Origin of the sequence: Saccharothrix sp. (assembly GCF_031180885.1) — a bacterium.
Taxonomy (GTDB): Bacteria; Actinomycetota; Actinomycetes; order Mycobacteriales; family Pseudonocardiaceae; genus Actinosynnema.
In genome coordinates this window covers 1-26570 of record NZ_JAPSLK010000051.1, presented here as the reverse complement: position 1 = coordinate 26570, position 26570 = coordinate 1, and the positions used below count along the sequence as shown (strand labels likewise).

Below are 26570 nucleotides of genomic sequence, written 5' to 3'. Positions count from 1 at the left end.
GAGCTAGTCGCCGTCCTGCGGATCGTGTAGACGTGGGATGACATGACTTCGGGGGAGGCGGACGTGATCGACCTGACCGCAGTGCGCGCGGACACGCCGGGCGCGGCCGAGCGGGTCTTCCTCGACTCGGCGGGGTCGTCCCTGCCGCCGCGCCCGGTGCTCGACGAGGTGATCGGCCACCTGCGGCGTGAGGCCGAGATCGGCGGGTATGTCGCCGCCCGTGAGCGTGCCGACGACCTGGAAGCGGGCTACGGGGTCTTCGCCGAGCTGCTGGGTGCGCACCCGGACGAGGTCGCCTTCACCGACAGCGCCACCCGGTCCTGGCTGGCCGCCTTCGACGCCGTCCCGCTCGGCAAGGGCGACCGGGTCCTGGTGACCGAGGTCGAGTACGCGGGCAACGCCATCCCGATCCTGCACCGGGCGCAGGAGGTCGGCGCCGAGGTGCTGACGATCCCGTCAGACGCCGTGGGCCAGGTCGACGTCGAGGCCTTGAAGGACCTGCTGGACGAGCGGGTCAAGCTGGTGTCGCTCGTGCACGCGCCCACCAACGGCGGCCTGGTGAACCCGGTGCGCGAGGTCGCGTCCGCCGCGCACGAGGCGGGGGCCCTGGTGCTGCTGGACGCCTGCCAGTCGATGGGCCAGCTCCCGGTCCGCGCCGACGACCTGGACGTCGACATCATCTCCGCGACCGGCCGCAAGTGGCTGCGCGGCCCACGGGGGACGGGTGTCCTGGTGGTGCGGCGAACGGCGGCCGACCGTCTTCGGCCGCGTCTGGTGGACCTGCACAGCGCCGAGTGGGTCGGCCCGGACGAGGTGGAGCTGCGGTCCGACGCGCGCGTCTACGAACTCTGGGAGACCAGCGTCGCGGACCGCCTGGGCCTTATCGCCGCCGCCCGCTACGCCCTGGACCTGGGCATCGACCAGATCACCGCCGAGGTCCGCGCACGGGCCGAACACCTGCGCACGGGCCTGCGGGCGCTGCCGGGCGTGGAGGTGCGCGACATCGGCGCTGAGCTGTCCGGCATCGTCACGTTCACCGTCGAGGGCCACGACGCGGTGGCGGTGCGGGACCACCTGGCCCGGCACGACGTGGTGGCGACGAGCAGCCACCTGAGTTCCACCCGGATCGACATGACCCGCCGGCGGATCGAGGGCCTGGTCCGGATGTCACCGCACTACTTCGTCTCCCCGGACCAGCTCGACCGCGCGGTGGAGGCCGTCGCCGCCCTCACCTGACCTCAGGTCGGCGTGCAGGACCACGTACTCCACGTCGGCGTGGTGCCGGCCGGTTTCGGTGAAGCCGATGCGGGCGGCCAAGCGGAGGCTGCGCGTGTTCCACGACTGGACCACGATCCGGACCCGGTCGGTCCCTGTGGCGCGCAGGTGGTCCAGGACGGCTGTGCCGAACCGTCGGCCGTGGCCCTGTCCGACCAGGGCCGGGTTCATGCCCACGCCGAGGTCCACCACGCCGGGTTCTTCGGTCAGGCCGGGGACCCGGGCTTCCGCACCGACGCAGAGGAACCCGGCCAGGGTGTCTCCGTCGAGCACGGCCGCGTAGCCCTCTTCCGCCTCGTAGGGACCTTCCTCGGGCCTGGAGTCGTAGACCGACCACTTGCCGGCGTAGCGCCACGTGGTGATGGACAGCGCGTGCTCGGTGGTCAGCGGGGCCACCACGAAGTGCGGGGTCACCTCGTGAGGGTGGCGGAACGGGGTGGGCGCGGGCACGGGGTTTTCCGGGCCCACCCCGTTCGACGGTGTTGGACGCTCGCTTATTTCCGAGCCCCGAACCATCGCGATCGTCCAACAGCGGGAACTAGCAGGTGCGGCCGATGATGCGGGGCACGCAGTCCGAGTAGGACAGGAACAGCTCCACAGCGCTGTCGTTGCGCGAGGTCTGCGTGGCGATCACCGTGTCACGCGGGTAGAAGCCGGGGCTGCTGGACCTGGGGTACATCTCGAACGTGTAGCTCCAGATCTTGTGCACGCCCCACATCCAGTCGCCGATGGTGCCGTCGGTGATGTAGAGGTCGCTGGACTGCTGGGGCGTGTACCCGTTCAGCGACGCCATCCGCCGGCCCAGCGTCGAGAACGCGCTGGCCTGGGTGGAGTCCAGGCCGGGAGCGGTGTCGTTGTAGGTGTAGCCGTACGGCCACAGGATCAGCTCGGAGTAGGTGTGCCAGTCGATGTGCGTCTTGATCTGCTGCACGCCGCCGACCACGCGGGTGTTGACGAAGTCGCGGATGCGGGCGACCTCGGGGGCCGAGAACGCCGACGGGCCGCGATAGGTCTCGCTGGACCCGCTGGTGCTGGACCCGCCGCAGCAGCCCCACTGGTAGCCGAAGTTGCGGTTCGGGTCGGTGCCCACCGCGGTGGAGTTCGGCTGGCGGTTCTTGCGCCACGACCGGAACGTGCCGGTGGCGATGTCGTACTCGACGCCGTCCGGGTTCACCATCGGGATGATCCAGATCTCGCGCGAGTCCACGAGGTTCTTGATCGTCGGGTTGGTGGCGTAGCCGTCGGTGTACTGCTGGATGATCCGCAGGCACATCTCGACGGTCAGGTGCTCCCGGGCGTGCATGTTGCAGGTGAACAGCACCTCGGGCTCGGCCTCGTCCACGGCCGGGTTGTCGCTGATCTTGAGCATCCACAGGTCGCGGTTCTGGTAGGACTTGCCGACCGAGGACAGCCGCACCAGGTTCGGGTGGTCGGTGACCGTCTGGTTCAGCTCGGTGACCATCTCCTGGAAGTTGTGGTAGCCGGTGTAGCCGGACGGGAAGTCCTGGGTGCCCACCTGCGGGTCGGTGAAGTCGACCTTGCCCAGGGACTGGAGCTGGGCGTCGTAGTCGCCCAGGTCCTTGACCCGCAGCCCGGTGGCGCGCAGCGCCCACTGCTGGCGGGGCTCGGCGACGACGGTGAGCTTGTCGCCGTCCTGGCCGAGGACGTCCACCCCGGTCCGGGCGACCCTGGTCCGGGCCTCGGGTGTGCTCGCGGTGACCTCGAAGAGGGCCCGCTCGGGGGTGCTCGTGGTGCTCGACTGCGCCGACCCGGTGTGCAAGGGGAGTACCAGGGCCACGCACGCACCGAGCGCGGCGGCCATCAGGCCGCGCCGCTTGGGTGACATTGCTCCTCCATCATCAGCAGGGTTTGCGACGGAGTGGTGCCTACGCAGCGTGGCGTGGGTGTCACAGATCGGCATAGCCGCCGTTTGTCGGTTCCCCACTCCAGGGGCGGGCTGACAGTTGACGGAATTGGCGACCGCTTACCCTAGGAGCATGCTGAACCGCATAGACCTGCGTGGTCGGGTCCCGTCGCCTGCCGAACTGCGCGCCGCGCTGCCGCGCGCCGAGGTGGACGTGGACGCGGTTCTGCACCATGTGCGGCCCATCGTGGACTCGGTGCGGGAACGCGGCGTCGAGGCCGTGCTGGAGGTCACCGAGCGGTTCGACAAGGTTCGGCCGGAGTTCGTGCGGGTGCCGGCGGCCGAACTGGACCGCGCGCTGGCCGAACTGGACCCGGCGGTGCGCGAGGCGCTGGAGGAGTCCGCCGCGCGCGCCCGCAAGGTGCACGCCGACCAGCGGCGCACCGACACCACGACCCAGGTGGTGCCCGGCGGGACGGTGACCGAGCGCTGGGTGCCGGTCGCCCGCGTCGGCCTGTACGTGCCCGGCGGTCTGGCGGTCTACCCGTCCAGTGTGGTCATGAACGTCGTCCCGGCGCAGACCGCGGGCGTCGAGTCGCTGGTGGTGTGCTCGCCGCCGCAGGCGGAGTTCGGCGGCCTGCCGCACCCGACGATCCTGGCCGCCGCCGCCCTGCTGGGCGTCACCGAGGTGTGGGCGGTCGGCGGCGCGCAGGCGGTGGCGCTGCTGGCGTACGGCGGCGTGGACACCGACGGTGGCGACCTCGCGCCGGTCGACCTGGTGACCGGTCCGGGCAACATCTACCTCACCGCCGCGAAGCGCCTGCTGCGCGGCCTGATCGGCATCGACTCCGAAGCCGGTCCCACTGAGATCGCGATCCTGGCCGACGAGACGGCCGACCCGGTGCACGTGGCCGCCGACCTGATCAGCCAGGCCGAGCACGACACGCTCGCGGCGAGCGTCCTGGTGACCACGTCGGAGGCGCTGGCCGACGCCGTGGACGCCGAGCTGGAGCGCCAGGTCGGCGCGACCAAGCACGCCGAGCGCATCCGGACCGCGTTGCGCGGCAAGCAGTCCGGCACGGTTCTGGTGTCCACTGTGGACGATGGGTTGACCGTGGTGAACGCCTACGCCGCCGAGCACCTGGAGATCCAGACCGACCGGGCGCGCGAGGTCGCCGCCCGGGTCCGCGCGGCCGGCGCCGTCTTCGTGGGCGCGCACTCCCCGGTGTCGCTGGGCGACTACTGCGCGGGTTCCAACCACGTGCTGCCCACCGGGGGCTGCGCGCGGCACTCGTCGGGCCTGTCGGTGCAGACGTTCCTGCGCGGCATCCACGTCGTGGACTACAGCGAGGACGCGCTGCGCGAGGTCGCGGACAAGGTCGTCGCGCTGGCCAACGCCGAGGACCTGCCCGCGCACGGCCAGGCCGTGACGGCGAGGTTCCGCGGATGAGGCCCGTCGGAGACCGGGTGGAACTGGCCGACCTGCCCCTGCGCGAGGACCTGCGCGGCCGCACGCCCTACGGCGCGCCGCAGTTGGACGTCCCCGTTCGGCTCAACACCAACGAAAACCCGTACCCGCCGTCGGACGAGCTGGTCGCCGACGTCGTCGCCGAGGTCGCGGAGGTGGCGGCCGACCTGCACCGCTACCCCGACCGCGACGCCGTGGCGCTGCGCGAGGACCTGGCGGCGTACCTGACCGAGTCCACGGGCGTGCCGCTGACCGGCGCGAACCTGTGGGCCGCCAACGGTTCCAACGAGATCCTGCAACAGATCCTCCAGGCGTTCGGCGGCCCGGGTCGGACGGCGCTGGGCTTCGAGCCGTCGTACTCGATGCACCCGATCATCGCCGCCGGCACCCGCACCGAGTGGGCGCCGACGCCCCGGCGCGCGGACTTCTCGCTGGACACCGACAAGGCGGCGGAGATCGTCGCCGACCGCCGGCCCGACGTGGTGTTCGTGACCAGCCCGAACAACCCGACCGGCCAGAGCGTGCCCACCGAGGACCTGCGCGGCCTGGTCGAGGCCGCGCCCGGGATGGTCGTGGTGGACGAGGCGTACGCGGAGTTCTCGTCGCGCCCGTCCGCCGTGCGCCTGCTGGCGGACTACCCGGGCAAGCTCATCGTCAGCCGAACCATGAGCAAGGCTTTCGCGTTCGCGGGCGGCAGGCTCGGCTACCTGGCCGCCGCACCGGCCGTGGTCGATGCTTTGCAACTGGTGCGCCTGCCGTACCACCTGTCGGCCCTGACCCAGGCGGCCGCGCGGGCGTCGCTGCGGCACGCCGCGGAGACCCTGGGCTCGGTGGCCAAGCTGGCCGCCGAACGCGACCGGGTGGTGGAGGCGTTGGCGGGCCTGGGTTTCGAGGTCGTGCCCAGCGACGCGAACTTCGTGCTGTTCGGGTGGTTCGAGGACGCGCACGCCAAGTGGCGGGCATACCTGGAGCGCGGTGTGCTGATCAGGGACGTCGGTATCGCGGGTCATCTGCGGGTGACGGTCGGGACTCCGGAGGAGAACGACGCGTTCCTCGCGGCGAGCAAGGAGGTTGGCCGGTGAGCCGGGTCGGCAAGGTGGAGCGGACCACCAAGGAGTCGTCGGTGTACGTCGAGGTCGACCTCGACGGCACCGGCCAGGTCGAGATCAACACGGGTGTTCCCTTCTACGACCACATGTTGACGGCGCTGGGCGTGCACGGGTCGCTGGATCTGGTGGTGCGGGCCACGGGTGACGTGGACATCGACGCTCACCACACGGTCGAGGACGTGGCGATCGTGCTGGGGCAGGCGCTGCGCGAGGCGTTGGGGGACAAGGCGGGCATCCGGCGGTTCGGCGACGCGTGGATCCCGATGGACGAGACGTTGGCGCACGCGGCGGTGGACGTGTCCGGACGGCCGTACTGCGTGCACGTGGGTGAGCCCGCGGAGTTCAACACGTTCACGATCGGTGGCAACTACCCCTTCGTGTTGAACCGCCACGTGTTCGACTCTTTGGCTTTCCACGCCGGCATCGCGTTGCACGTGCGGGTCGAGTACGGCCGCGACCCGCACCACATCGCCGAGGCCCAGTTCAAGGCGATCGCGCGGGCTCTGCGGGCGGCGGTGGAGCCGGATCCGCGGGTGGGCGGGGTGCCGTCCACCAAGGGCGTTCTCTGAGCCGGGCTTTCACTGATGTGGGGCTTTCTCTGATGTCGGGAGTTCTCTGATGCGGGGCGTTCTCTGATGCCGAAGGAGTACGTGGGCATCGGGCTGCTCGCGCTGGCGGGTTTCCTGATCGGCGGGGTGTACAGCACGTGGAAGACGGCGAAGGGGTTCGCCGTGGTGCTGGGCGTGCTGGCGGTGCTGGCGGTGGGCGGCGCGATCGCCTGGCTGGTGTGATCTTCGGGCGGCCGTAGCCTGAGCCTGTCGGTCCCCGGTGAGACAATGGAACCGGGGGCCGGAGGCCACACCAGCACCCAGCACCCACCAACCGCCCGCCGCCCTACCTCTCACCCACAAACCACGCCCCCCTGCCCCACCCCCCGCCACCGCACCACCCCTAAACCTCAGCCACCGCCGCCCAGCCATTGCCGCGCTGACCCGCCGCCGCCCTGCGCCGCCGCCGCTCAGCCGCCGCCGCACTGCCGCCGCCGCTCAGTCTCTGCCGCTGCCGCACTGTCGCCGCTCTGGCCGCCGTCGCCACACTGCCGCTCAGCCGCCGCCGCTGCCGTTGCCACACACTGCCGCTGCCGTTCAGCCGCCGGCGCTTCTGCCACCGCTGCCTTGCCGAGCCGCCGTTGCCGCCGCCACGCAAGCCGCGGGCGCGCCGATCCGCCGCCGCCCTGCAACCGGGTTGGCGTCGCTTAGCCGCCCTGCCGCCGCCGGGTTGGCGTCGCTTGGCGGCTGCCGCCGGATTGGCATGGATGCCGCCGGGACGGCGCGGGTGCCGCTGGGGTGGCGCGGGTGCCATCAGGTTGGCGCGGGTGGCGCTGGGATGGTGTGGGTGCCGCTCAGCCGTCGCCGCTGCCGCTGGCTGGCTCGTGTGCCGCTGCGTGGCTGGCGTCGGGCGGGGGCGGGTGTGTCAGGGCTGGTGGGGAGTGGGTTGCGGGAGCGGTGGGGCTGGAAGTGTCGGGGGGTTGTGGGATGATTGAAGCGGGGGCCGGAGGCCGCGCCTACCAGCGCCCACCAGCGCTACAAGACCCCCGTCAAGGCTGTTCAGAGCGCAAAAGTGGACATATCGCCCATTTAGTGGTCCGGGTTATGGTGTTCCCATGTCCAGCGAGGTCGCCCCTCCCCGCGTGAGCGTTGAACGCCCCCGCGAGCGCGCGGACGCCGCGCGCAACCGGGCGCGGGTGCTCGCCGCCGCCGAGAAGGTGTTCGCCGAAGCGGGCGGCGCGGACGGGGTGACCATGGAGGAGATCGCGCGGGCCGCCGGGGTCGGGCGGGCCACGCTCTACCGGCGCTACCCGGACACCACCTCCATCGCCCAGGCCCTGCTGGACGAGCACGAGTCCGAGATCCAGGCCGGCATCCTGAGCGGTCCGCCGCCGTTGGGCATGGGCGCGCCGCCGCACGAGCGGTTGGCGGCGTTCTACCGGGCGCTGGTCGGGCTGCTCGAACGGCACCTGCACCTCGTGCTCGGCGCCGAGACCGGCCAGGCCCGCTACCGGACCGGCGTCTACGCGTTCTGGCGGCGGCACGTCGAGGTCCTGCTGGAGCAGGCGCAAGCCCCCAAGGAACTGGCGGACACCCTGATGGCCCCGCTCGCCCCCGAGGTCTACCGGTACCAGCGGCAGGTCCGCGGCCTCACGCCCGAGCAGGTCGCGGCCAACCTCGAGTACCTCAGCCGACGCGTTCTCGCAGGTAGCCCGGCGGAACGGTAGCCGTCAGCCACACCCCGTTCGCGCTGACCCGGAACTCGTGCCCGGCCGCGTGCATGGCCGCCGCGTCCACCTCCAGCACCACCGGCTTCCCGCGCCGCGCACCCACCCGCACCGCCGTGTCGACGGTCGCGGACAGGTGCACGTCGTGCCGGGACATGGGCAGCAGCCCGTCCCGCCGGATGTCGGGCAGGTACCGGGCCACCGTCCCGTGGTAGAGCACGGCGGGCGGCTCGGCCGGGGGCAGGTCCAGGTCCACGGCCACGGTGTGCCCCTGGTTGGCCCGGATGCGCCCGTCCGCGATGGTGAACCGCTGCTTGTCGTTGCGCGCCACCACCTCGCGCACCGCCTCGTGGGTGGTCCCCAGCTTGCGGACGAACTCGTCCAGGTCGACCCAGCCGGCCGCGTCCAGCGTCAGCCCGAGCCGTTCGGGCTGGTGGCGGAGGTGTTTGGACATCCGCTTCGACAAGCGGACCACGTCTTTCTCTTCCATCGACCACAGTGCAGCACGCCCGTGCCCGATCGGGCCAGCGGTTTCACGTGCCGCCCTCGCTGGCGGGCTTGAGCTTGGGCGCGCCGGGGCCGTCGGACGCCTGCTCGTCGTCGAAGTTGTGCAGGGTGCAACTGCGCAGCGACAGGCACCCGCAGCCGATGCACGAGGTCAGCCGGTCGCGCAGCCGGATCAGCGCGTCGATCCGGGCGTCCAGCTCGGCCTGCCAGTTCGTCGACAGCCTGCTCCAGTCGGACTTGGTGGGCGTCCGGTTGTCCGGCAGCGTGGCCAGCGCGTCGTGCACGTCCTCCAGGCTCAGGCCGACCCGTTGGGCGGTGCGGATGAACGCCAGCCGGCGCAGCACCGAACGCGCGTAGCGGCGCTGGTTGCCCGCCGTGCGCTCGGAGTGGATCAGGCCGCGCTCCTCGTAGAACCGCAGCGCGGTGTGCGGCACTCCGCTGCGCTCGGCCACCTGGCCGATGGTCAACATCTCCGGCAACTTGCTCACGCGGCCCAGCCTAGTGCTTGACCTCGACCTAAGTCGAAGTTGTTGGCTGGTTGCCATGCGAGTAGGGGAGAAGACGGGCTTCGCGGACATTCCCGCGTTGTTCGAACGGATGACCGGGGACGAGAAGCACGAGTGGGCCGCCGCGTCCACGCTGCACGTGCTGTGGGTGCTCTACGACCGGGTGTTGGACGTGTCGCCGGACCGGGTGGACGACCCGGACCGCGACCGGTTCCTGCTGTCGAAGGGGCACGGGCCGATGGCGTACTACGCCGTGTTGGCCGCCAAGGGGTTCATCGAACCGTCCATTTTGGACGAATGGACGTCGTGGGACTCGCCGCTGGGGCAGCACCCGGACCGGGTGCTGGTGCCGGGCGTGGAGATCAGCAGCGGGTCGCTCGGGCACGGGCTGCCGATCGCGGTCGGCCAGGCGGTCGGGCTGCGCCTGCAGGGCCGGTCGTCGCGGGTGTTCGTGCTGGTCGGGGACGCGGAACTGGACGAGGGCAGCAACCACGAGGCGATCGCGCTGGCCGGCCGGCTGGGGCTGGACAACCTGACCGTCGTGGTGGTGGACAACGAATCCGGCACGCACGGGTGGCCGGGCGGGGTGGCGGCGCGGTTCGCCGTCGAGGGATGGGAGGCGTCCACAGTGGACGGACGTGATCAGGGATCTTTGTACGAGGCCTTCACCGCGGCCCACCCGGGTCGTCCGATGGTCGTGGTGGCCCGGGTGGTGGCGTCGTGAAGACGATGCGCGAGGTGTTCGCGAGCACGGTGCAGGAGGTCATGGCGGACGACCCGCGGGTGGCCGTGGTGATCGCGGAGATATCCCGCGACGCCTTCCGCCCGTCGCCGCGGGTGGTCAACGTCGGTATCCGCGAGCAGCTGATGGTGGGCGTGGGGAGCGGCCTGGCGCTGACCGGGATGCGGCCGGTCGTGCACTCCTACGCGCCGTTCCTGGTGGAGCGGCCGTACGAGCAGATCAAGCTGGACTTCGGGCACCAGGACGTCGGGGGCGTGTTCGTCAGCATCGGCGGGTCGTACGACGACCCGGTGTGGGGGCGGACGCACCAGTCGCCGGGGGACGTCGCGCTGTTCGACAGCATGCCCGGGTGGCGGGTGCAGGTGCCCGGCCACCCCGACGAGGTCGAGCCGATGGTGCGCGCGGCGCTGGCCGCGGACGACCGGCGGTACCTGCGCTTGTCGTTGCGGCAGAACGAGAACGCGTTCCCGGTGGTCGAGGGGTTCACCGCGGTTCGGCGGGGGTCGGGCGGGGTCGTGGTGGCCGTGGGACCGATGCTGGACCCGGTGTTGGCCGCGACCGCGGACCTGGACGTGACGGTGCTGTACGCCACCACGATCCGGCCGTTCGACGGGGCTGGGTTGCGGGCTGCGGTGGCGGCTTCGCGGGCGGACGTGCTGCTGGTGGAGCCGTACTTGGAGGGGACGTCGGCGCACTTGGCGTCGGAGGCGCTGTCCGATGTTCCGCACCGGCTGCGGTCGTTGGGGGTGCGGCGCGACGCCGAGTTGCGGGCGTACGGCACGGCGGACGACCACGACGCCGCGCACGACTTGGACGTGCTGGGCATCGCCGCGGCCGCGCGGCGGTTGTTCACCCATCCGGTGGCGGCTTGAGCGGCTTTGTCGGTGCTCGCCGGGACAACGGCCTCAGCCAGGTCTGGCGGCGGCTGGGGTGCGGCAGCAAAGCGCGGCGGCGGCCGGGGTGTGGCGCTGGCTGAGACGCTGCGGCCGGGGTGTGGCGCCGGCTGAGACGCTGCGGCCGGGGTGTGGCGCCGGCTGAGACGCTGCGGCTGGGTAAGGCGGTGGTTGCGGGGCGGGTGAACGGGTCTCCTGAGGGTGCGGTGGCGGGGGCTGAACGTGTGTCGGCTGACGGGTTCAGGGCGGACTGCGGCATGATCTGCGTCCGTGAGCGTGCCGAGAACCCTGATCTGGACACCCACACCGACCGCCGAGTTGCAGCTCGCCCTGCACCGCGCCGTCGCGGGTCCGGCCGCCCTCGTGCCGATCCCGTCCGGGACGGTGCTGCTCCCGCGCCGGCAGATCGGGTTCTCGGACGCGGCCAAGCTCGCTTCGCAGGTCCGCACGATAAACAGCGACGCCCTGCTGGTGCGGTGGTCCGGGGACGCCGTCCTCTGGTCGAACGGGGAGAACGCCGGGTACAGCGGCGGGGCGCGCAGGCTGGTCGGGGTGGTCACCTGGTGGCGGCTGAAGGCCGAAGCCGGGACGCTGGAGCTGCCCAAAGACGTCGCCGAGGTCAAGGCCCTGGTCGACGAAGGAAGGGCCGACACCTGGGTCACCGCCCTCCCCGACCGCGCCGGCCTGCCCATCAACACGGTCCTCCCCGTGGTACCGGTGACGCAGGGCGGCTCCCCGTTGGCATAGCCTGGTGGACGTGGCACGAGTCGTCGTACTGGACTACGGATCAGGCAACCTCCGCTCCGCCGAACGCGCCCTCCAGCGCGTGGGCGCGACCGTCGAGGTCACGTCCGACCATCGCGCGGCGCTCGACGCGGACGGCCTCCTGGTCCCCGGCGTGGGCGCGTACGCCGCGTGCATGGCGGGCCTGAACGCCGTCAAGGGCGGCCGGATCATCGGCGAGCGGCTTGCCGGAGGACGCCCTGTGCTGGGCATCTGCGTCGGCATGCAGATCCTGTTCGAACGCGGCATCGAGCACGGCGTCCTCACCGAGGGCTGCGGCGAGTGGCCGGGCACGGTCGAGCGGCTCGAAGCGCCGATCGTGCCGCACATGGGCTGGAACACCGTCAAGGCGCCGGAGGGCACCAAGCTCTTCGCCGGCCTCGACCCGGACACCCGCTTCTACTTCGTCCACTCCTACGCCGTCCGCAAGTGGGAGCTGGAGGCCTCGGACGTCATCCGCCCGCCGCTGGTGACGTGGGCCACCCACGGCGGCGACGACTTCGTCGCGGCGGTGGAGAACGGCCCGCTGTGGGCCACCCAGTTCCACCCCGAGAAGTCCGGCGACGCGGGCGCGCACCTGCTCGAGAACTGGCTCAAGAGCTTCTGAGCGTCCGGTGGGTGAGACCGGGAGTGGCCGTCGGACCAGCGGCAACTAGGCTGTTCGCGTGACTTTCACGCTGCTTCCGGCCGTCGACGTGGCCGACGGCCAGGCTGTCCGACTCGTGCAGGGCGAAGCCGGCACCGAGACCCACTACGGCTCACCCCTCGACGCCGCGCTCGCCTGGCAGCGCGACGGGGCCGAGTGGGTCCACCTAGTCGACCTCGACGCCGCGTTCGGGCGGGGCAGCAACCGCGAGCTGCTGGCCCGGGTCGTGGGCGAGCTGGACGTCAAGGTCGAGCTGTCCGGCGGCATCCGGGACGACGCGTCCCTGGCCGCCGCGCTGTCCACCGGGTGCGCGCGGGTCAACCTGGGCACCGCCGCGCTGGAGGACCCGGTGTGGTGCGCGAAGGCCATCGCCGAGCACGGCGACAAGATCGCGGTCGGCCTGGACGTCCGGATCACCGCCGAGGGCCACCGGGTCGCCGCGCGCGGCTGGACCAAGGACGGCGGCGACCTGTGGGAGGTGCTGGACCGGCTCGACCGGGACGGCTGCGCCCGCTACGTCGTCACCGACGTCAGCAAGGACGGCACGCTCACCGGCCCGAACGTCGAGCTGCTGCGCGAGGTGTGCGCGCGGACCGACGCGCCGGTGATCGCGTCCGGCGGTGTGTCCAGTGTGGACGACCTGGTGGCGCTGGCCGCCCTGTCCCGGGACGGCGTCGAGGGCGCGATCGTGGGCAAGGCCCTGTACGCGGGCGCGTTCACGCTGCCGGAGGCCCTCAACGCGGTGCGTTGACCGCCCGTTCGAACTCCGCGACCACGTAAGCCTCCGCTGCGGCCTTGGTGATGCCCGTCGTGGCCATCACCTTGGCCGCGGTGCAGTCCTCTTCGGACAGCAGGCCGAGCAGGACGTGCTCGGTTCCCACGAACGTGTGACCCAGGCGCAGCGCCTCCCGGACCGACAGCTCCAGCGCCTTCTTGCAGTCCGCGCTGAACGGCTGCGGGTCGGGGCGCTCCCGGCTGGTGTGGTCCAGGGCGTTGAGCGTGGCCAGGCGGGTGGTGCCCTCGGCGGCCTCCAGCTTGGCGATGGTCTTCGCGCCCAGGCCGCCGGACTCGTCCATCAACCCCAGCAGCAGGTGCTCGGTGCCGATGCGCTCGCTGAACCGGGCGTGGTGGCGGGCCAGCACGACCACCCGCCGGGCCCGGTCGGTGTAGCGGTCGAAGTTCGGCTTGAGGTCCGGGGACTCGCGCGGCACGAAGCGCTTCTGCGCGGCCTGCTTGGTGACGCCGATGCTCTCGCCGATCTCGGTCCAGCTCGCGCCCGCCCGCCGCGCCTCGTCCACGAAGTGCCCGATCAGGTGATCGCCCAGCTCGTCGAGTTGAGCGCTCAGCTCGACGGCGGCGGCCAGCCGGCCGAGGACGTCGGCGTGCTCCTGCGCGACGGTGACGATGAGGTCCGTCAGCTGGACGGGTGCGGTGACCACCCGTCAACTCTAAGTTGACGCACCGAAAGAGGTCAACCTCAGGTTGACGGCACGATCTCGATGCCGACGGTCCCGTTCTTGCCGCGCCGCAGCTTGCTGCCGAACACGGTCACCTTCCCCAGCACCCCGTACTTGCGCCCGATCAGCTGCCGCGCCCGGTCGCTGCCCGACTCGTCGAGCAGCCGGGCCCGCGCCTTGACCGGGTCGCCGGTGGGGTTGCCCCGGAAGTCGCACGGCGCGATCTCGACGTCCCCGCTGCGCCGGATCCGCTTGACCTTGCCCGAGTCGACGGGCGTCCACACGAGGATGACGTCCTCGTCGCGCACCGCCCACAGCGGCGTGGGGACGGGCGTGCCGTCCTTGCGGAACGTCGTCAGCAGCAGGTACTTCTCGTCGCCGAGGCTCATGAGCGCCAAACTAGACGACAACGGCCCCGCTCCCGGGAGGGGAACGGGGCCGTTCGAGTCAGTGGCTCGGTCAGAGCGCCACGACGTTGGTCGCCTGCGGGCCCTTGGCGCCCTGGCCCACGTCGAAGGACACGCGCTGGTTCTCCTCCAGGCTGCGGTAGCCGCCGCCCTGGATCTCCGAGTAGTGGACGAACACGTCAGCGCCGCCGTCCTCGGGGGCGATGAAGCCGAAGCCCTTTTCGGAGTTGAACCACTTCACGGTGCCGTTGGCCATGCTTTTTCTCTCCTCGTACAAGGTGCCGGTGACGCCCTTGCGCCACCGAGGCCGCTTCAAGATGAGGAGATCCCGGGAAGATCCGGGGAAAACCACACGCTCGAACAACGTTTCGCGAGCGTGGATGACACGGACACAAAACCTACGACCGACAACAGTCAACCACATCTTGGCCAGTCCCGTCGCGTCGGGCGCGCGAGATGTGACCGACACCGCCCGCGAACGCCCGGTGACCTGCCCGTAGGCTTTGTCCCATGTCAGTCGCGGTGCGCGTGATCCCCTGCCTGGACGTCGACCGGGGACGGGTGGTGAAGGGCGTCAACTTCACCAACCTCGTCGACGCGGGCGACCCCGTGGAGCTGGCCCGCGCCTACGACGCAGAGGGCGCCGACGAGCTGACCTTCCTCGACGTCACCGCCTCCTCCTCCGACCGCGAGACCACCTTCGACGTGGTCCGCCGCACGGCTGAGCAGGTCTTCATCCCGCTCACCGTGGGCGGCGGCGTGCGCACCACCGAGGACGTCGACAAGCTGCTGCGCGCGGGCGCGGACAAGGTCGGCGTCAACACCGCCGCCATCGCCCGGCCGGAGCTGCTCAAGGAGCTGTCCGAGCGGTTCGGGGCGCAGTGCATCGTGCTGTCCGTGGACGCCCGGCGCGTCCCCGAAGGCGAGAAGCCCACCCCGTCCGGGTTCGAGGTCACCACGCACGGCGGGCGCAAGGGCACCGGCATCGACGCGGTCGAGTGGGCGGCCCGGGGCCAGGAGCTGGGCGTCGGCGAGATCCTGCTCAACTCGATGGACGCCGACGGCACCAAGGCGGGCTTCGACCTGGAGCTGATCGAGCTGGTGCGCAAGGTCGTGGACGTCCCGCTGATCGCCAGCGGCGGCGCGGGCACCGTCGACCACTTCCCGCCCGCCATCGAGGCCGGTGCGGACGCGGTGCTGGCGGCGAGCGTGTTCCACTTCGGGACGCTGCGCATCGGCGAGGTCAAGAAGTCCCTGCGCGACGCCGGTGTGGAGGTGCGCTGACGTGCGCAACGGTCCCATCGAGGTCTTCCTCGCGATGGTCGTCGGCGCGGCCGGTGGCGCGCTGTTCGTGCTGGAAGGCCTGATCCGGTGGCAGGCCAGCGGTGATGCCGCGTGGATCAAGTTCCCGCTGATCGTCCTGGTGCTGGAGCTGATCGCGGTGGCGGGCCTGATCGCCCGGTTCCGGCCCGCGCGGCTGACCGCCGCGTTCATCTACGGCCTGGTCGGCCTGGTGCACCTGCTGGCCACCCTCAACGAAGGCCCGCTGTGGGTGCGCGTGCTGTCCGGCGTGCTGTCCGCGGGCCACATCTTCGGCGTGGTGCTGCTGAACATGAAGCCCGCCCGTGAGCACTTCGGAGCAGCCCGATGACCAGCGCGCTCGACCCGACGATCGCCGCACGCCTCAAGCGCACCGCGGACGGTCTTGTGTGCGCGGTAGCGCAGCGCAAGGGCACCGGCGAGGTGCTCATGGTCGCGTGGATGGACGACGAGGCCCTGCACCGCACCCTCACCACCCGCCGCGCCACCTACTACTCGCGCAGCCGCCAGCAGTTGTGGGTGAAGGGCGAGACGTCCGGCCACACCCAGTACGTGCACGAGGTCCGGCTGGACTGCGACGGGGACACCGTGCTGCTGGTCGTGGACCAGGTCGGCGCGGCGTGCCACACCGGCGACAAGACGTGCTTCGACTCGACCGTGCTGTTGGCTCCCGAACAGGTCAGCTGATGTCGCCGGTCAGGTAGCGCTGGAGGTTCGGCGCGACCGCCTTGACCATGGTCTCCACGTCGGCCGAGGCCAGCGGCTCGAACCGCACCACGTACCGCACCATGCCCATGCCGAAGATCTGGCTGGCGGCGAGCGTGGCGCGCAGTTCGGGACGGTCCTCGGTGCCGATGCCCGCGACGACCTTCTTGAGCAGGGTGTGCACGAAGAAGTCCCGCAGCACGTCCGCGACTTGGTCGTGGGCGGTGACGCTGCGCATCAGGGCGGCGAACTGACCGCCGCCGATCGGGTCCCACACGCCCAGGAACGTGCGCACGATCCGTTCGCCGATCTCGTCCCGCGGGCCGCCCTCCAGCAGGTGCACGACCAGCGTGTTCGGGTCGATCGGGACCTGCAGGACGGCCTTGGCGAACAGGCCCTCCTTGCCGCCGAACCAGTGGTTGACCATCGCCGCGTCCACGCCCGCGCGCGCCGCGATGGACCGCACCGTCGCACCCTCGTAGCCGCGCTGCATGAAGACCTCGCGGGCGGCGGCGAGCAGGGCGGCCTTGGTGTCCTCGCCGCCGGCGCGCCGGCCCCGGCGCTTCGGCTCGGCCTGTTGCGTGCCTTCGTTCACCTGTCCATCATGAGTGGCGCGCGCAAGTTTTTCAACGTGCGATGAATTCGTGCCGCCGACAACGCGTACGGATGCACACGGCAGAATGACGCCCATGGTGAGCGTCATCGGTGCCGGCGCGGGGCTGGGCGAGGTCAGCCCGACGCGCGAGGAGTTCCGCGAACTCGCCGCGCAGCGGCGGGTCATCCCCGTCGTGCGCCGGCTGCTCGCGGACGCGGAGACCCCCGTCGGCCTGTACCGCAAGCTCGCGGCGGACCGGCCCGGCACGTTCCTGTTCGAATCCGCCGAGAACGGCCGCTCGTGGTCGCGCTGGTCGTTCGTCGGCGCGCGCTGCGCGGGCGCGCTGACCGCCACCGGCGGCGAGGCTTACTGGACCGGCCAGCACCCGGTGGGCCTGCCCGAGGGCGGCGACCCGCTGCTGGCCCTGCGCGAGACCATCGAGGTGCTGCGCACCGACCCCCTGCCCGGCCTGCCCCCGCTGACCGGCGGCATGGTCGGCTACATCGGCTACGACGCCGTCCGCCGCCTGGAGCGGCTGCCGTCGCTGGCCGAGGACGACCTCAAGGTGCCCGAGCTGGTCATGATGCTCGCCACCGACCTGGCCGCCCTGGACCACCACGAGGGCACGGTCACGCTCATCGCCAACGCGATCAACTGGGACGACAGCCCCGAACGGGTCGACGCGGCCTACGACGACGCCGTGGCCCGCCTGGACCGCATGACGCTGGACCTGCAAGCCGCCGCACCGCCCACCGTGGCCGTGTTCTCCCGCCCCAAGCCGGAGTTCGTGCGCCGCCGCACGCAGCAGGAGCACTACGCGGTCGTGGAGAAGGCCAAGGAGGCCATCCGCGCGGGCGAGGCGTTCCAGGTCGTGCTGTCGCAGCGGTTCGAGATGCGCACCACCGCCGACCCGCTGGACATCTACCGCGTCCTGCGCACGTCCAACCCCAGCCCCTACATGTACCTGCTGCGGCTGGACGACTTCGACATCGTCGGGTGCAGCCCCGAGTCCCTGGTCACCGTGCGGGACGGCAAGGCCACCACGCACCCCATCGCGGGCACCCGCTGGCGGGGCGTGGACGCCGAGGAGGACGCCCTGCTGGAGAAGGACCTGCTGGCCGACCAGAAGGAGCGCGCCGAGCACCTGATGCTGGTCGACCTGGGCCGCAACGACCTGGGCCGGGTGTGCAAGCCGGGCTCGGTGACCGTGGTCGACTTCTTCAAGGTCGAGCGGTACAGCCACGTCATGCACATCGTGTCCACGGTCAGCGGCGAACTGGCCGAGGGCAAGACGGCGTTCGACGCGGTGGCCGCGTGCTTCCCGGCCGGGACCCTGTCCGGCGCGCCGAAGCCGCGCGCGATGGAGCTGATCGAGGAGCTGGAGCCCACGCGGCGCGGCCTGTACGGCGGAGTCGTGGGCTACCTGGACTTCGCGGGCGACGCGGACACCGCCATCGCCATCCGGACCGCGCTGGTGCGCGACGGCGTGGCGTACGTGCAGGCGGGCGGCGGCATCGTGGCCGACTCCGACCCGGTGGCCGAGGACAACGAGTGCCTGAACAAGGCGGGCGCGGTGCTGTCGGCGATCGCCACGGCCGGGACCATGTCGCAGTCGGTGGCCCCGGCGGTGGACACGGCACGTGTCTGAGCCGGTGCGGGCCGGGCGGCGTCCACTGTGGATCGTGGTCGCCCTGCTGGTGCTGGGCGCGGTCGCGCTGTGGGGCGCGTCGAGCATGACCTGGGGCGCCACCGGGGTGAAGGCCGAAGCGACCGGGGCCGAGGTGTCGCCCGCGCTCCTGCCGACCGCGTTGCTGAGCGCGGCGGCGATCGCCGCGGTGGTGGCGCTGGGCGGTTGGGTCCGCAGGTTGGTGGGCGCGGTGCTCGTGCTGGCGGCCGCCGCGGTGGGGTTCACCTCGGTGGCCGCCGGACCGCCCGTGGTGGCGCTGCTGGTGGCGTTGGCGGGCACGGCGTGCGTGGTGGGCGCCGGGGTCGTGTTGCTGCTGCGCGGCGGCGCCATGCCGCGCCTGGGCGGCGGGTACCAGACCCCCGGCGCGGCCAAGAAGAGCGCCGATCCCGAACGTGAGATGTGGAACGCCCTGGAACGCGGCGACGATCCCACGGAGCGGGACTGACGCCGAAGCTGCGCACGTCCGCGCACGTCGGCCCGTGACAGCCCCGCCTCAGCAGCGGGAACCCGGCCACCCCGGTGGCGGGAAGCGGTTCGTGCCGGGGTTAGCATCCTTCTGGCGGGAAGGGGAGCATGACGTGCGGGAGCTGGCGAGCGCGAAGGACGGGCTGACCGCCTTTGGAGGCGGCAATCGGATGGCTGTCGCCGTGGGCGGCACATCGACGACGGACACGAGCGAGGTGCTCGGATGACCGTTCTCGAGTCGATCATCGAAGGCGTTCGCGAAGACCTCGCCGCGCGCGAGGCGGAACTGCCCTTCGACGTGCTGAGGGAGCGCGCGGCCAAGGTGCCCGCGCCACTGGACGTGATGTCGATCCTGCGGTCGCCCGGCGTGGGCGTGATCGCCGAGGTCAAGCGGCGCAGCCCGTCCAAGGGCGCGCTGGCGGAGATCCCGGAGCCCGCGGAGCTGGCGGCGCAGTACGAGGCGGGTGGCGCGCGGGCGATCAGCGTGCTGACCGAGCAGCGGCGGTTCGGCGGGTCGCTGGCGGACTTCGACGCGGTCCGGGCCGCGGTGAACGTGCCGTTGCTGCGCAAGGACTTCATCGTCAGCCCGTACCAGGTGCACGAGGCGCGCCTGCACGGCGCGGACCTGGTGCTGCTGATCGTGGCCGCGCTGGAGCAGAACGCCCTGGTGTCGCTGCTGGACCGGGTCGAGTCGCTGGGCATGACGGCGCTGGTCGAGGTGCACACGGCCGAGGAGGCCGACCGGGCGCTGGAGGCGGGCGCGAGCGTGATCGGCGTCAACGCGCGCAACCTGCACACGCTGGAAGTGGACAAGGACGTGTTCGGGCGGATCGCGCCCGGACTGCCGTTCGAGACGATCAAGATCGCCGAGTCGGGTGTCACTGGTCCGGGTGATCTGATGGCGTACGCGGGCGCCGGCGCGGACGCGGTGCTCGTCGGCGAGTCGCTGGTGACCAGCGGCGACCCCAAGGTCGCCGTGAACAAGCTGGTGACGGCGGGGTCGCACCCCGCGTGTCCCCGGCCGAGCAGGTAAATCGGAGGAGAGCGCATGTCGCCTGGGCAATTGGCCCCCACCCCCCACGACCCCGACGAGCACGGCCACTGGGGACGATGGGGTGGCCGGTACATGCCCGAGGCGCTCATCGCGGCCGTGGACGAGCTGGCCGCCTTCTACGAGAAGGCCCGGGTCGACCCGGACTTCCTGGACGAGTTCGCCCGGCTGCTGCGCGACTACGCCGGGCGGCCGTCCCTGCTCACCGAGGCGAAGAAGTTCGCCGAGCACGCCGGTGGGGCGCGGGTCTTCCTCAAGCGGGAGGACCTGAACCACACCGGTTCCCACAAGATCAACAACGTGCTCGGCCAGGCGCTGCTGACCAAGCGCATGGGCAAGAAGCGCGTGATCGCCGAGACCGGCGCCGGGCAGCACGGCGTGGCCACGGCGACCGCGTGTGCCCTGATGGGGTTGGACTGCGTCATCTACATGGGTGAGGTCGACACCGAGCGGCAGGCGCTGAACGTGGCGCGCATGCGGCTGCTGGGTGCCGAGGTCATCCCCGTGAAGACGGGTTCGCGCACTCTCAAGGACGCGATCAACGAGGCGCTGCGCGACTGGGTGGCCAACGTCGACGACACGCACTACCTGCTGGGCACCGCGGCCGGGCCGCACCCGTTCCCGGTGCTGGTGCGCGACTTCCACCGGGTCATCGGCATCGAGGCGCGGGCGCAGGTGCTGGAGCAGGCCGGTCGGCTGCCCGACGTGGTGGCGGCGTGCGTGGGCGGCGGGTCCAACGCGATCGGCATCTTCCACGGGTTCATCGACGACCCGTCGGTGCGCCTGGTCGGCTTGGAGCCCGGTGGCGACGGCATCGACACGGACCGCCACGGCGCCACGCTGACCGTGGGGACGCCGGGTTCGCTGCACGGCGCGATGTCGTACGTGATGCAGGACGAGGACGGCCAGATCACCGAGGCGCACTCCATCTCGGCCGGTCTGGACTACCCGGGCGTCGGCCCGGAGCACGCGCACTTGAAGGACATCGGGCGGGCGGAGTACCGGCCGGTGACCGACGCCGAGGCGATGGAGGCGTTCGCGCTGCTGTCGCGCACGGAGGGCATCATCCCGGCCATCGAGTCGTCGCACGCGCTGGCCGGCGCCCTGGTGCTGGGCCGCGAACTCGGTCCGGACGGTCTGATCGTGGTGAACCTGTCCGGTCGCGGCGACAAGGACATGGACACCGCGATCAAGTGGTTCGGACTGGGGGCGTCGTCGTGAGCGGTCTTTCTTCGGTTTTCGCGACGTGCCGCGCGGAGCGGCGGGCGGCGCTGATCGGCTACCTGCCGGCGGGTTTCCCGTCGGTGGAGGGGTCGAAGGACGTGCTGCGGACGATGGTCTCGGCGGGCTGCGACATCGTCGAGGTCGGCCTGCCGTACTCCGACCCGGTGATGGACGGCCCGACGATCCAGCGGGCGTCGGAGGAGGCCCTGCGGGGCGGGTTCCGGGTGCGGGACCTGTTCGGCGTGGTCGAGTCGGTGGCTGCGGCTGGTGGGCGTGCGGTCGTGATGACGTACTGGAACCCGGTGCTGCGGTACGGGGTGGATGCTTTCGCCCGCGACCTGGCGGCGGCCGGTGGGTTGGGCCTGATCACGCCGGACCTGGTGCCCGACGAGGCATCGGAGTGGATGGCGGCTTCGGAGGCGCACGGCCTGGACCGGATCTTCCTGGTCGCGCCGTCGTCCACGGAGGAGCGGATCGACCTGACGGCGCGGTCGTCGAGCGGGTTCTTGTACGCGACTTCGGTGATGGGCGTGACGGGGGCGCGCGACGTCGTGTCGTCGGCGGCTCCGGCGCTGGTCAAGCGGGTGCGGGAGCACACGTCGATGCCGGTGGCGGTGGGTCTGGGCGTGCGGTCGGGTGCTCAGGCGGCGGAGCTGGCTTCCTTCGCGGACGGCGTCATCGTGGGCTCGGCTTTCGTGTCGGCGGTGGCGGAGAACCGGGTGGCGGAGCTGACGGCTGAATTGGCGGAAGGCGTCCGCCAGGTTCCCGCTCCGGCCTAGAACGCACGTTCGAGTGAACTGACGATTCCGGGGGCCGCCAAGCCCCCGGAATCGTCGGTGCCCGTCCGCATGCCGGCTCCCATGAACCAGCCGACCGGACTTCCGACCCGAACCCGCCCCGACCGCCCGCACCCGGTGCTCGACCACCCGGGACCGGGAGCTGTCGACCGCGTCCCGTCGACCTTCGGCGGCACACCTGCGCCGCGTGGAGCCGGCCGTGGGGCGTGCCTCCGCGACACGGCTCGACATCGCACCGGCACCAGCGGGGACGCGGCTCGAACGACCCTTCCCGGTAACAATCGAGCTGTCCCCGTAGGACGGACCGGCCCACCCACTACGGTGGTGGCCGTGGTGACGACTTTCCTCGCGACGATCCCCAGCCCGGACCGGGGCGTGTGGCAGCTCGGGCCCATCCCCATCAGGGCGTACGCGCTGTGCATCATCCTCGGCATCATCGTGGCCATCTGGTGGGGTGAGCGCCGGTGGGTGGCCCGCGGCGGGCTGAAGGGCGAGGTCACCGACATCGCCGTGTTCGCCGTGCCGTTCGGGCTGGTCGGTGGCCGGCTCTACCACGTCGCGACGGACTGGCAGAAGTACTTCGGCGAGGGCAAGAACCCGTGGGAGGCCTTCGCGATCTGGAACGGCGGCCTGGGCATCTGGGGCGCCATCGCGCTGGGCGGTGTCGGCGCGTGGATCGCGTGCCGCCGCCGGGGCATCCCGCTGCCCGCGATGGCCGACGCGCTGGCGCCGGGCATCGTGACCGCGCAGGCCATCGGCCGGCTCGGCAACTACTTCAACCAGGAGCTGTACGGCGGTCCCACCACGCTGCCGTGGGGTCTGGAGATCTACGAGCGGGTCGACCCGGCGACCGGGTTCGAGGACGAGCTGGGCGGCGTGGCGCTGGACCACACGCCGCTGGAGATCGTGCACCCGACGTTCCTGTACGAGCTGCTGTGGAACCTCGGTGTCGCGCTGCTGATCGTGTGGGCGGACCGGAAGTTCCGGCTCGGCCACGGCCGGGTGTTCGCGCTGTACGTGGCGGGCTACACCGCGGGCCGGTTCTGGATCGAGATCATGCGGGTCGACCCGGCCACGCAGGTGTTCGGGCTGCGGATCAACGTCATCACGTCGGTCGTGGTGTTCATCGGCGCGGTGGTCTACTTCGTGCTCGCGGCGAAGCGAGGTGACCGCGAGGTCATCGTCCGCAACGAGCCCGCTGAAGCGGAGACACCGGAATCCCCGTACGCCACCACCACCGACGGCGACACCAAGCCCCACGATGCGGGCACCGACGGCAACACCAAGCCGCACGACGCGGACACGGACGGCGAGACCAAGCCGCACCCCGACAAGCCCGACACTGACACTGACACTGACACTGACCAGGCTGACGCGGACGCCAAGGTGCCGGACACCGGGGCCAAGGTGCCGGACGCGGACGCCAAGGTGCCGGACGCGGGGGCCAAGGTCCCGGACACCAAGCCGGGCGAGAAGCCGGCGGAGTGAGGCGGTAGGGCCGATGCGCATCCTCGTCGTCGAAGATGACGACCGGGTGGCTCGGGGCCTGCTGACCGCCTTGAAGCACGCGGGCTACGAGGTCCACCGGGCGGCCACGGCCGCCGCCGCGCTGGCCGCGCCGCCCGCGGACGTGGTGCTGCTCGACCTGGGCCTGCCCGACCGCGACGGACTGGAGGTGCTGCGCGAGCTGCGCCACCGGCCGGGCACGGCGGTCATCACGGTGACCGCGCGCGGCGAGGAGCGTGAACGCGTGCTGGGGTTGCGCGCGGGTGCGGACGACTACGTGGTCAAGCCGTTCGGCACGGCCGAGCTGCTGGCGCGCATCGAAGCCGTCCTGCGCCGCACCCGCGCGGCCCGCGCGGCCGAGGACCACAGCGACCGGCTCGCGCTGGGCCCGGTCGTGCTGGACCCGGCCACGCGCGAGGCGACGATCGACGGCGTCCCGATCACGCTGACCCGCAAGGAGTTCGACCTGCTGGCGCTGCTGGTGCGGCGGGCGGGCGCGGTGGTCAGCCGGGACCTGATCGTGGACCAGGTGTGGCAGGCGCACTGGGAGGCGCCGTCACGGACGCTGGACACCCACATCGCCGCCCTGCGCGGCAAACTCGGCGACGCCCTGAAGATCGAAACGATCCGCGGCGTCGGCTACCGGGTGGCCGCCGACACCTAAGCCGCGCCCACCAGGAGACCCGGAACCGCCGCACACATCCGCCACCCACCGGGAACAGCCGCCTGCCGTGGAGCGAGCCGGGCCGGTCCGGGCTGAAGTGTCGATCGGTGTGGGGCAGGATGGCGGCGGAAACCCCGGACGAGGTGTGATGCTGCGTCGACTGCTCTCCCTGATCGTGCCCCTGCTGGTGGCGCTCGTCGCCGCCCTCGGCGTGCCGCTCGCCTTCGCGGTCGTCCAGAGCGAAGGCCAGGAGACCTACCTCGACCGCCTCGGCGACGCCAGCCGCTTCGCCTCCCTCGCCGAGAACGCCCTCGCCTCCAACCGCCGCACCGCCCTGCGCGAGGAGATGATCCGCTACGACCAGCTCTACGGCATCGCCGCCGCCCTGGTCAGCACCGACCGCACCATCGTCGAAAGCTCCCGCCAGCCGTTCCCCCTCACCGACCCGGACGTCGACACCGGCCTCAAAGCGGCGTTCAGCGGCTACCGGGGCGACACCGACCAGACCATCTGGCCGTGGGACGACAAGAACCTGGTCGTCGTCGAACCCGTCGGCCGGGACAGCGAGGTCGTGGCCGCCGTCGTCACGATCTCGCCCACGGGCAGCCTCCGCGCGGCGATCCTGCGCCAGTGGGGCCTGCTGACGCTCATCGGCCTGGTCCCGATGCTCGCGGTCATCGCCGTCGCGTGGCCGATGTCGCGGTGGGTGCTCCGGCCGGTCCGGACCCTGGACGAGGCCACGGCCGCCGTCGCGGGCGGGGAACTCGACGCCCGTGCCGACGAGGTCAACGGACCCCCTGAACTCCGCCGCCTCGCCGCCTCCTTCAACGCGATGGTCGACGTCGTGAGCCGCGCCCTGCGCCGGCAGCGCGCGTTCGTGTCCGACGCCTCCCACCAGCTCCGCAACCCCCTGGCGAGCCTGCGCCTGGCCGTGGACAACCTCGCCCACCACGTCACCGACGACGCCGGCCGGGAGGCGCAGCGCATCGCCGTCGACGAGGCGGAGGAGATGGGCCGCGTCCTCGACACCCTGCTCGCCGCGACCCGCCTGGACAGCGCGTCCGCCGCCGAACCGGTCGAGGTGGACACCCTCCTCGCCACCCACACCCCGGGCTGGCGCGCCCTGGCCGGGGACATCGAGCTGCACGTGGACGTCCCGCCCGGCCTGCACGTCCTCGAACCGCCCGGCGGCCTGGGCAGCGTGCTGGACGAACTGGTCGGCAACGCCATCCGGCTGTCCGGCGCGACCACGATCCGCATCTGGGGCCACCGGACCGGCGACCGGGTCGAGCTGCACGTCACCGACGACGGCGAAGGCCTGTCCGACGAGGACCGGGTGCTCGCGTTCGAGCGGTTCTGGCGCGCGCCCCGGCACCAGAACACCGCGGGCACCGGCCTGGGCCTGGCGATCTGCGCCGAACTCATCGCGGGTGCCGGCGGACGTCTCGAACTGCACCCGGTCACCCCGCACGGCCTCGACGCTGTCGTGACCCTGAAGGCGCAGGTCAGCGCTTGACCGACCGGAACCAGCGCTCGGCACCCTTGTGCAGGGGCACCTGCCCGGTCGCGATCCCGGTCCGCACGTTGATCCGCGACGCCTCGGGGTGCCCGGCGGCGATCCGCTCGGACTGCGTGTAGACCGTCCGCGTGACCACCTCCACCACGGCCTGGTCCAGCGCGGTCCGCGCGAGCAGCAGGTTGGGCACGGCGAACGTCTGGCACGGCCCGAGAGCCCCGTACGTGGTCGCCGGGATCGTCACCGGCACGTACGGACCCGGGTACGCCTTGGCCAGCTCGGTGGCTTCCCCGGGCAGGTCCAGCAGCCGGACCGGGAACGACCCGAGCAGCCCGGTGATCGCGGGCGTCGGGATGCCGGTCAGCGCCAGCAACGCGTCGATGGTCCTCGCCGCCAACTGCCGCGCGGCCTCGGCGTGCGCCATCCGCAACGCCTCGACGCTCACCCCGAGCAGTTGGAACAGCCGGGTCGCGGTGAACTCCGTGCCGGACTCGCGGGGCCCGAACGACACCCGCTTCCCGACCAGGTCCGCCACCCGGTAGACCGGCGCGTCCGCGGGCACGACGATCTGGAGGAAGCTGTCGTACAGCCGCCCGACCGCGCTGATCCCGTTGGGATCCTCGGCACTGAGCAGGGCGCCGCCCATCAGGGGGTCCAAAGAGGACAGTCCGAGGTGGACTTCGCCGTTGCCGAGCAGCCGGACGTTCTCCACCGACGCCCCGGTCGGCCGCGCCACGACCCGGGTGTCCGGCAACTCGTCCGCCAAGGCCTGCGCCAACGCCCCGCCGACCTCGCGGAACACCGCCCCGTCCGGCCCGGTCGCCAACACGAGTTCGGCCGGCGCGGGCGGCCCACCCGCCGCGCACGCCGGCACCCCCGCCGTCAACGCGGCGAGCAACAAGGACCGCCGGGACACCCGCACCCCCGAAGCCTAAGCCCACAACCTTCAGAAGGAGCCCCGCGCACCCCAAGGAACCGGCCGCACTCGCCTCGCGCCGGCCGCCCCGCCCCCACGCCCCACTTCCCGCTCCGCCGCGCCTGCCCGCTCCGCCGCGCCTGCCCGCGCCGCCGCGCCTGCCCGCGCCGCCGCGCCTGCCCGCGCCGCCGC

General features: G+C 71.9%; 31 protein-coding genes. 22 read left to right on the top strand and 9 right to left on the bottom strand.

Annotated elements, in window-relative coordinates; all coding sequences use genetic code 11:
- Positions 1-42 precede the first annotated feature (42 nt).
- The gene (locus RIN75_RS34960) at positions 43-1236 is read left to right on the top strand and encodes an aminotransferase class V-fold PLP-dependent enzyme (protein WP_309116365.1); all 1194 of its coding nucleotides are present in this window, start codon (positions 43-45) and stop codon (positions 1234-1236) included.
- Here RIN75_RS34960 and RIN75_RS34955 read toward each other — a convergent pair.
- On the bottom strand, positions 1168-1689 hold the full coding sequence (locus tag RIN75_RS34955; protein ID WP_309116364.1) for a GNAT family protein: 522 nt from the start codon (positions 1687-1689) through the stop codon (positions 1168-1170). The two genes, RIN75_RS34960 and RIN75_RS34955, sit on opposite strands and share 69 nt — an antisense overlap.
- A 124-nt stretch (positions 1690-1813) precedes the next feature.
- Positions 1814-3121 carry a M14 family metallopeptidase gene (locus RIN75_RS34950; RefSeq protein WP_309116363.1) on the bottom strand — a complete coding sequence of 436 codons (1308 nt, stop codon included), beginning with the start codon at positions 3119-3121 and terminating at the stop codon, positions 1814-1816.
- Between the two features lie 151 nt (positions 3122-3272).
- Here RIN75_RS34950 and hisD point away from each other — a divergent pair, with 151 nt between their 5' ends.
- The 5 genes from hisD (at position 3273) to RIN75_RS34925 (ending at position 7991) form a co-directional block, all read left to right on the top strand.
- A complete protein-coding gene (hisD, locus tag RIN75_RS34945) occupies positions 3273-4589 on the top strand; it encodes a histidinol dehydrogenase (RefSeq protein ID WP_309116362.1) in 1317 nt (438 codons plus the stop codon).
- On the top strand, positions 4586-5689 hold the full coding sequence (locus RIN75_RS34940; RefSeq protein WP_309116361.1) for a histidinol-phosphate transaminase: 1104 nt from the start codon (positions 4586-4588) through the stop codon (positions 5687-5689). The genes hisD and RIN75_RS34940 overlap by 4 nt, the downstream gene beginning before the upstream one ends.
- Positions 5686-6285 (top strand): imidazoleglycerol-phosphate dehydratase HisB, encoded by a 600-nt coding sequence (gene hisB / locus RIN75_RS34935; protein WP_309116360.1) that lies wholly within the window; start codon positions 5686-5688, stop codon positions 6283-6285. The genes RIN75_RS34940 and hisB overlap by 4 nt, the downstream gene beginning before the upstream one ends.
- 66 nt (positions 6286-6351) lie before the next feature.
- A complete protein-coding gene (locus tag RIN75_RS34930; RefSeq protein ID WP_309116359.1) occupies positions 6352-6507 on the top strand; it encodes a hypothetical protein in 156 nt (51 codons plus the stop codon).
- A gap of 872 nt (positions 6508-7379) precedes the next feature.
- Positions 7380-7991, top strand: a complete 612-nt coding sequence (locus tag RIN75_RS34925; protein WP_309116358.1) for a helix-turn-helix domain-containing protein — start codon at positions 7380-7382, stop codon at positions 7989-7991.
- On the opposite strand, the gene RIN75_RS34920 is transcribed toward RIN75_RS34925, so the two are convergent.
- Positions 7951-8481, bottom strand: a complete 531-nt coding sequence (locus RIN75_RS34920; protein WP_309116357.1) for an RNA 2'-phosphotransferase — start codon at positions 8479-8481, stop codon at positions 7951-7953. The genes RIN75_RS34925 and RIN75_RS34920 overlap by 41 nt on opposite strands.
- A gap of 43 nt (positions 8482-8524) precedes the next feature.
- Positions 8525-8968, bottom strand: a complete 444-nt coding sequence (gene soxR, locus RIN75_RS34915; RefSeq protein ID WP_375296060.1) for a redox-sensitive transcriptional activator SoxR — start codon at positions 8966-8968, stop codon at positions 8525-8527.
- A gap of 73 nt (positions 8969-9041) precedes the next feature.
- Between soxR and RIN75_RS34910 the strand changes: the two genes are divergently transcribed.
- The 5 genes from RIN75_RS34910 (at position 9042) to priA (ending at position 12819) form a co-directional block, all read left to right on the top strand.
- Entirely contained in the window at positions 9042-9728 is a 687-nt protein-coding gene (locus tag RIN75_RS34910; protein ID WP_309116355.1) for a thiamine pyrophosphate-dependent enzyme, read from the top strand.
- 5 nt (positions 9729-9733) lie between these two features.
- Positions 9734-10618: a transketolase gene (locus tag RIN75_RS34905; protein ID WP_309116399.1), complete on the top strand. Its 885-nt coding sequence runs from the start codon at positions 9734-9736 to the stop codon at positions 10616-10618.
- A gap of 291 nt (positions 10619-10909) precedes the next feature.
- Positions 10910-11386: a hypothetical protein gene (locus tag RIN75_RS34900; protein ID WP_309116354.1), complete on the top strand. Its 477-nt coding sequence runs from the start codon at positions 10910-10912 to the stop codon at positions 11384-11386.
- 10 nt (positions 11387-11396) lie between these two features.
- The gene (gene hisH, locus RIN75_RS34895) at positions 11397-12029 is read left to right on the top strand and encodes an imidazole glycerol phosphate synthase subunit HisH (protein WP_309116353.1); all 633 of its coding nucleotides are present in this window, start codon (positions 11397-11399) and stop codon (positions 12027-12029) included.
- A gap of 58 nt (positions 12030-12087) precedes the next feature.
- Positions 12088-12819, top strand: a complete 732-nt coding sequence (gene priA, locus RIN75_RS34890) for a bifunctional 1-(5-phosphoribosyl)-5-((5-phosphoribosylamino)methylideneamino)imidazole-4-carboxamide isomerase/phosphoribosylanthranilate isomerase PriA (RefSeq protein WP_309116352.1) — start codon at positions 12088-12090, stop codon at positions 12817-12819.
- Here priA and RIN75_RS34885 read toward each other — a convergent pair.
- The 3 genes from RIN75_RS34885 to RIN75_RS34875 form a co-directional block, all read right to left on the bottom strand.
- Positions 12803-13507 carry a Clp protease N-terminal domain-containing protein gene (locus RIN75_RS34885; RefSeq protein WP_309116351.1) on the bottom strand — a complete coding sequence of 235 codons (705 nt, stop codon included), beginning with the start codon at positions 13505-13507 and terminating at the stop codon, positions 12803-12805. The genes priA and RIN75_RS34885 overlap by 17 nt on opposite strands.
- Positions 13508-13545: 38 nt before the next feature.
- A complete protein-coding gene (locus tag RIN75_RS34880) occupies positions 13546-13914 on the bottom strand; it encodes a PPOX class F420-dependent oxidoreductase (protein WP_309116350.1) in 369 nt (122 codons plus the stop codon).
- Positions 13915-13984: 70 nt separating this feature from the next.
- Positions 13985-14188, bottom strand: coding sequence for a cold-shock protein (locus tag RIN75_RS34875; RefSeq protein WP_121226921.1), 204 nt, complete (start codon positions 14186-14188; stop codon positions 13985-13987).
- 254 nt (positions 14189-14442) lie between these two features.
- Between RIN75_RS34875 and hisF the strand changes: the two genes are divergently transcribed.
- The 3 genes from hisF to hisI are packed head-to-tail and all read left to right on the top strand — an operon-like array spanning position 14443 to position 15939.
- On the top strand, positions 14443-15216 hold the full coding sequence (gene hisF / locus RIN75_RS34870) for an imidazole glycerol phosphate synthase subunit HisF (RefSeq protein WP_309116349.1): 774 nt from the start codon (positions 14443-14445) through the stop codon (positions 15214-15216).
- Between the two features lies 1 nt (position 15217).
- Complete coding sequence (locus RIN75_RS34865) at positions 15218-15583, top strand: hypothetical protein (RefSeq protein ID WP_309116348.1); 366 nt, start codon at positions 15218-15220, stop codon at positions 15581-15583.
- A complete protein-coding gene (gene hisI / locus RIN75_RS34860; RefSeq protein WP_309116347.1) occupies positions 15580-15939 on the top strand; it encodes a phosphoribosyl-AMP cyclohydrolase in 360 nt (119 codons plus the stop codon). Before RIN75_RS34865 ends, hisI begins: the two co-directional genes overlap by 4 nt.
- Here hisI and RIN75_RS34855 read toward each other — a convergent pair.
- Positions 15932-16552: a TetR family transcriptional regulator gene (locus RIN75_RS34855; protein WP_309116346.1), complete on the bottom strand. Its 621-nt coding sequence runs from the start codon at positions 16550-16552 to the stop codon at positions 15932-15934. The genes hisI and RIN75_RS34855 overlap by 8 nt on opposite strands.
- 94 nt (positions 16553-16646) lie before the next feature.
- Here RIN75_RS34855 and RIN75_RS34850 point away from each other — a divergent pair, with 94 nt between their 5' ends.
- The 8 genes from RIN75_RS34850 to RIN75_RS34815 all read left to right on the top strand — a co-directional run bounded on the left by RIN75_RS34850 (position 16647) and on the right by RIN75_RS34815 (position 25462).
- Complete coding sequence (locus RIN75_RS34850; protein WP_309116345.1) at positions 16647-18200, top strand: anthranilate synthase component I; 1554 nt, start codon at positions 16647-16649, stop codon at positions 18198-18200.
- Positions 18193-18684 (top strand): Trp biosynthesis-associated membrane protein, encoded by a 492-nt coding sequence (locus RIN75_RS34845; RefSeq protein ID WP_309116344.1) that lies wholly within the window; start codon positions 18193-18195, stop codon positions 18682-18684. The genes RIN75_RS34850 and RIN75_RS34845 overlap by 8 nt, the downstream gene beginning before the upstream one ends.
- Positions 18685-18927: 243 nt before the next feature.
- The gene (gene trpC, locus RIN75_RS34840; protein ID WP_309116343.1) at positions 18928-19737 is read left to right on the top strand and encodes an indole-3-glycerol phosphate synthase TrpC; all 810 of its coding nucleotides are present in this window, start codon (positions 18928-18930) and stop codon (positions 19735-19737) included.
- 15 nt (positions 19738-19752) lie between these two features.
- On the top strand, positions 19753-20976 hold the full coding sequence (gene trpB / locus RIN75_RS34835; RefSeq protein ID WP_309116342.1) for a tryptophan synthase subunit beta: 1224 nt from the start codon (positions 19753-19755) through the stop codon (positions 20974-20976).
- The gene (trpA, locus tag RIN75_RS34830) at positions 20973-21758 is read left to right on the top strand and encodes a tryptophan synthase subunit alpha (RefSeq protein WP_309116341.1); all 786 of its coding nucleotides are present in this window, start codon (positions 20973-20975) and stop codon (positions 21756-21758) included. Before trpB ends, trpA begins: the two co-directional genes overlap by 4 nt.
- A 351-nt stretch (positions 21759-22109) precedes the next feature.
- The gene (gene lgt, locus RIN75_RS34825; protein ID WP_309116340.1) at positions 22110-23264 is read left to right on the top strand and encodes a prolipoprotein diacylglyceryl transferase; all 1155 of its coding nucleotides are present in this window, start codon (positions 22110-22112) and stop codon (positions 23262-23264) included.
- Positions 23265-23277: 13 nt separating this feature from the next.
- Positions 23278-23946 carry a response regulator transcription factor gene (locus RIN75_RS34820; RefSeq protein ID WP_309116339.1) on the top strand — a complete coding sequence of 223 codons (669 nt, stop codon included), beginning with the start codon at positions 23278-23280 and terminating at the stop codon, positions 23944-23946.
- A gap of 148 nt (positions 23947-24094) precedes the next feature.
- A complete protein-coding gene (locus tag RIN75_RS34815; protein WP_309116338.1) occupies positions 24095-25462 on the top strand; it encodes a HAMP domain-containing sensor histidine kinase in 1368 nt (455 codons plus the stop codon).
- On the opposite strand, the gene RIN75_RS34810 is transcribed toward RIN75_RS34815, so the two are convergent.
- Positions 25452-26384: a TAXI family TRAP transporter solute-binding subunit gene (locus RIN75_RS34810; protein WP_309116337.1), complete on the bottom strand. Its 933-nt coding sequence runs from the start codon at positions 26382-26384 to the stop codon at positions 25452-25454. The two genes, RIN75_RS34815 and RIN75_RS34810, sit on opposite strands and share 11 nt — an antisense overlap.
- Positions 26385-26570: the final 186 nt, after the last annotated feature.

Coding starts and splice junctions, on each gene's coding strand:
- RIN75_RS34820 (WP_309116339.1), top strand. CDS start 23,278: ATGCGCATCCTCGTCGTCGAAGATGACGACCGGGTGGCTCGGGGCCTG.
- hisD (WP_309116362.1), top strand. CDS start 3,273: ATGCTGAACCGCATAGACCTGCGTGGTCGGGTCCCGTCGCCTGCCGAA.
- RIN75_RS34925 (WP_309116358.1), top strand. CDS start 7,380: ATGTCCAGCGAGGTCGCCCCTCCCCGCGTGAGCGTTGAACGCCCCCGC.
- RIN75_RS34910 (WP_309116355.1), top strand. CDS start 9,042: ATGCGAGTAGGGGAGAAGACGGGCTTCGCGGACATTCCCGCGTTGTTC.
- trpB (WP_309116342.1), top strand. CDS start 19,753: ATGTCGCCTGGGCAATTGGCCCCCACCCCCCACGACCCCGACGAGCAC.
- RIN75_RS34850 (WP_309116345.1), top strand. CDS start 16,647: ATGGTGAGCGTCATCGGTGCCGGCGCGGGGCTGGGCGAGGTCAGCCCG.
- RIN75_RS34960 (WP_309116365.1), top strand. CDS start 43: ATGACTTCGGGGGAGGCGGACGTGATCGACCTGACCGCAGTGCGCGCG.
- hisI (WP_309116347.1), top strand. CDS start 15,580: ATGACCAGCGCGCTCGACCCGACGATCGCCGCACGCCTCAAGCGCACC.
- hisF (WP_309116349.1), top strand. CDS start 14,443: ATGTCAGTCGCGGTGCGCGTGATCCCCTGCCTGGACGTCGACCGGGGA.
- RIN75_RS34940 (WP_309116361.1), top strand. CDS start 4,586: ATGAGGCCCGTCGGAGACCGGGTGGAACTGGCCGACCTGCCCCTGCGC.
- trpC (WP_309116343.1), top strand. CDS start 18,928: ATGACCGTTCTCGAGTCGATCATCGAAGGCGTTCGCGAAGACCTCGCC.
- RIN75_RS34930 (WP_309116359.1), top strand. CDS start 6,352: ATGCCGAAGGAGTACGTGGGCATCGGGCTGCTCGCGCTGGCGGGTTTC.
- soxR (WP_375296060.1), bottom strand. CDS start 8,968: ATGTTGACCATCGGCCAGGTGGCCGAGCGCAGCGGAGTGCCGCACACC.
- RIN75_RS34950 (WP_309116363.1), bottom strand. CDS start 3,121: ATGTCACCCAAGCGGCGCGGCCTGATGGCCGCCGCGCTCGGTGCGTGC.
- RIN75_RS34815 (WP_309116338.1), top strand. CDS start 24,095: ATGCTGCGTCGACTGCTCTCCCTGATCGTGCCCCTGCTGGTGGCGCTC.
- RIN75_RS34920 (WP_309116357.1), bottom strand. CDS start 8,481: ATGGAAGAGAAAGACGTGGTCCGCTTGTCGAAGCGGATGTCCAAACAC.
- RIN75_RS34880 (WP_309116350.1), bottom strand. CDS start 13,914: ATGAGCCTCGGCGACGAGAAGTACCTGCTGCTGACGACGTTCCGCAAG.
- RIN75_RS34905 (WP_309116399.1), top strand. CDS start 9,734: ATGCGCGAGGTGTTCGCGAGCACGGTGCAGGAGGTCATGGCGGACGAC.
- RIN75_RS34875 (WP_121226921.1), bottom strand. CDS start 14,188: ATGGCCAACGGCACCGTGAAGTGGTTCAACTCCGAAAAGGGCTTCGGC.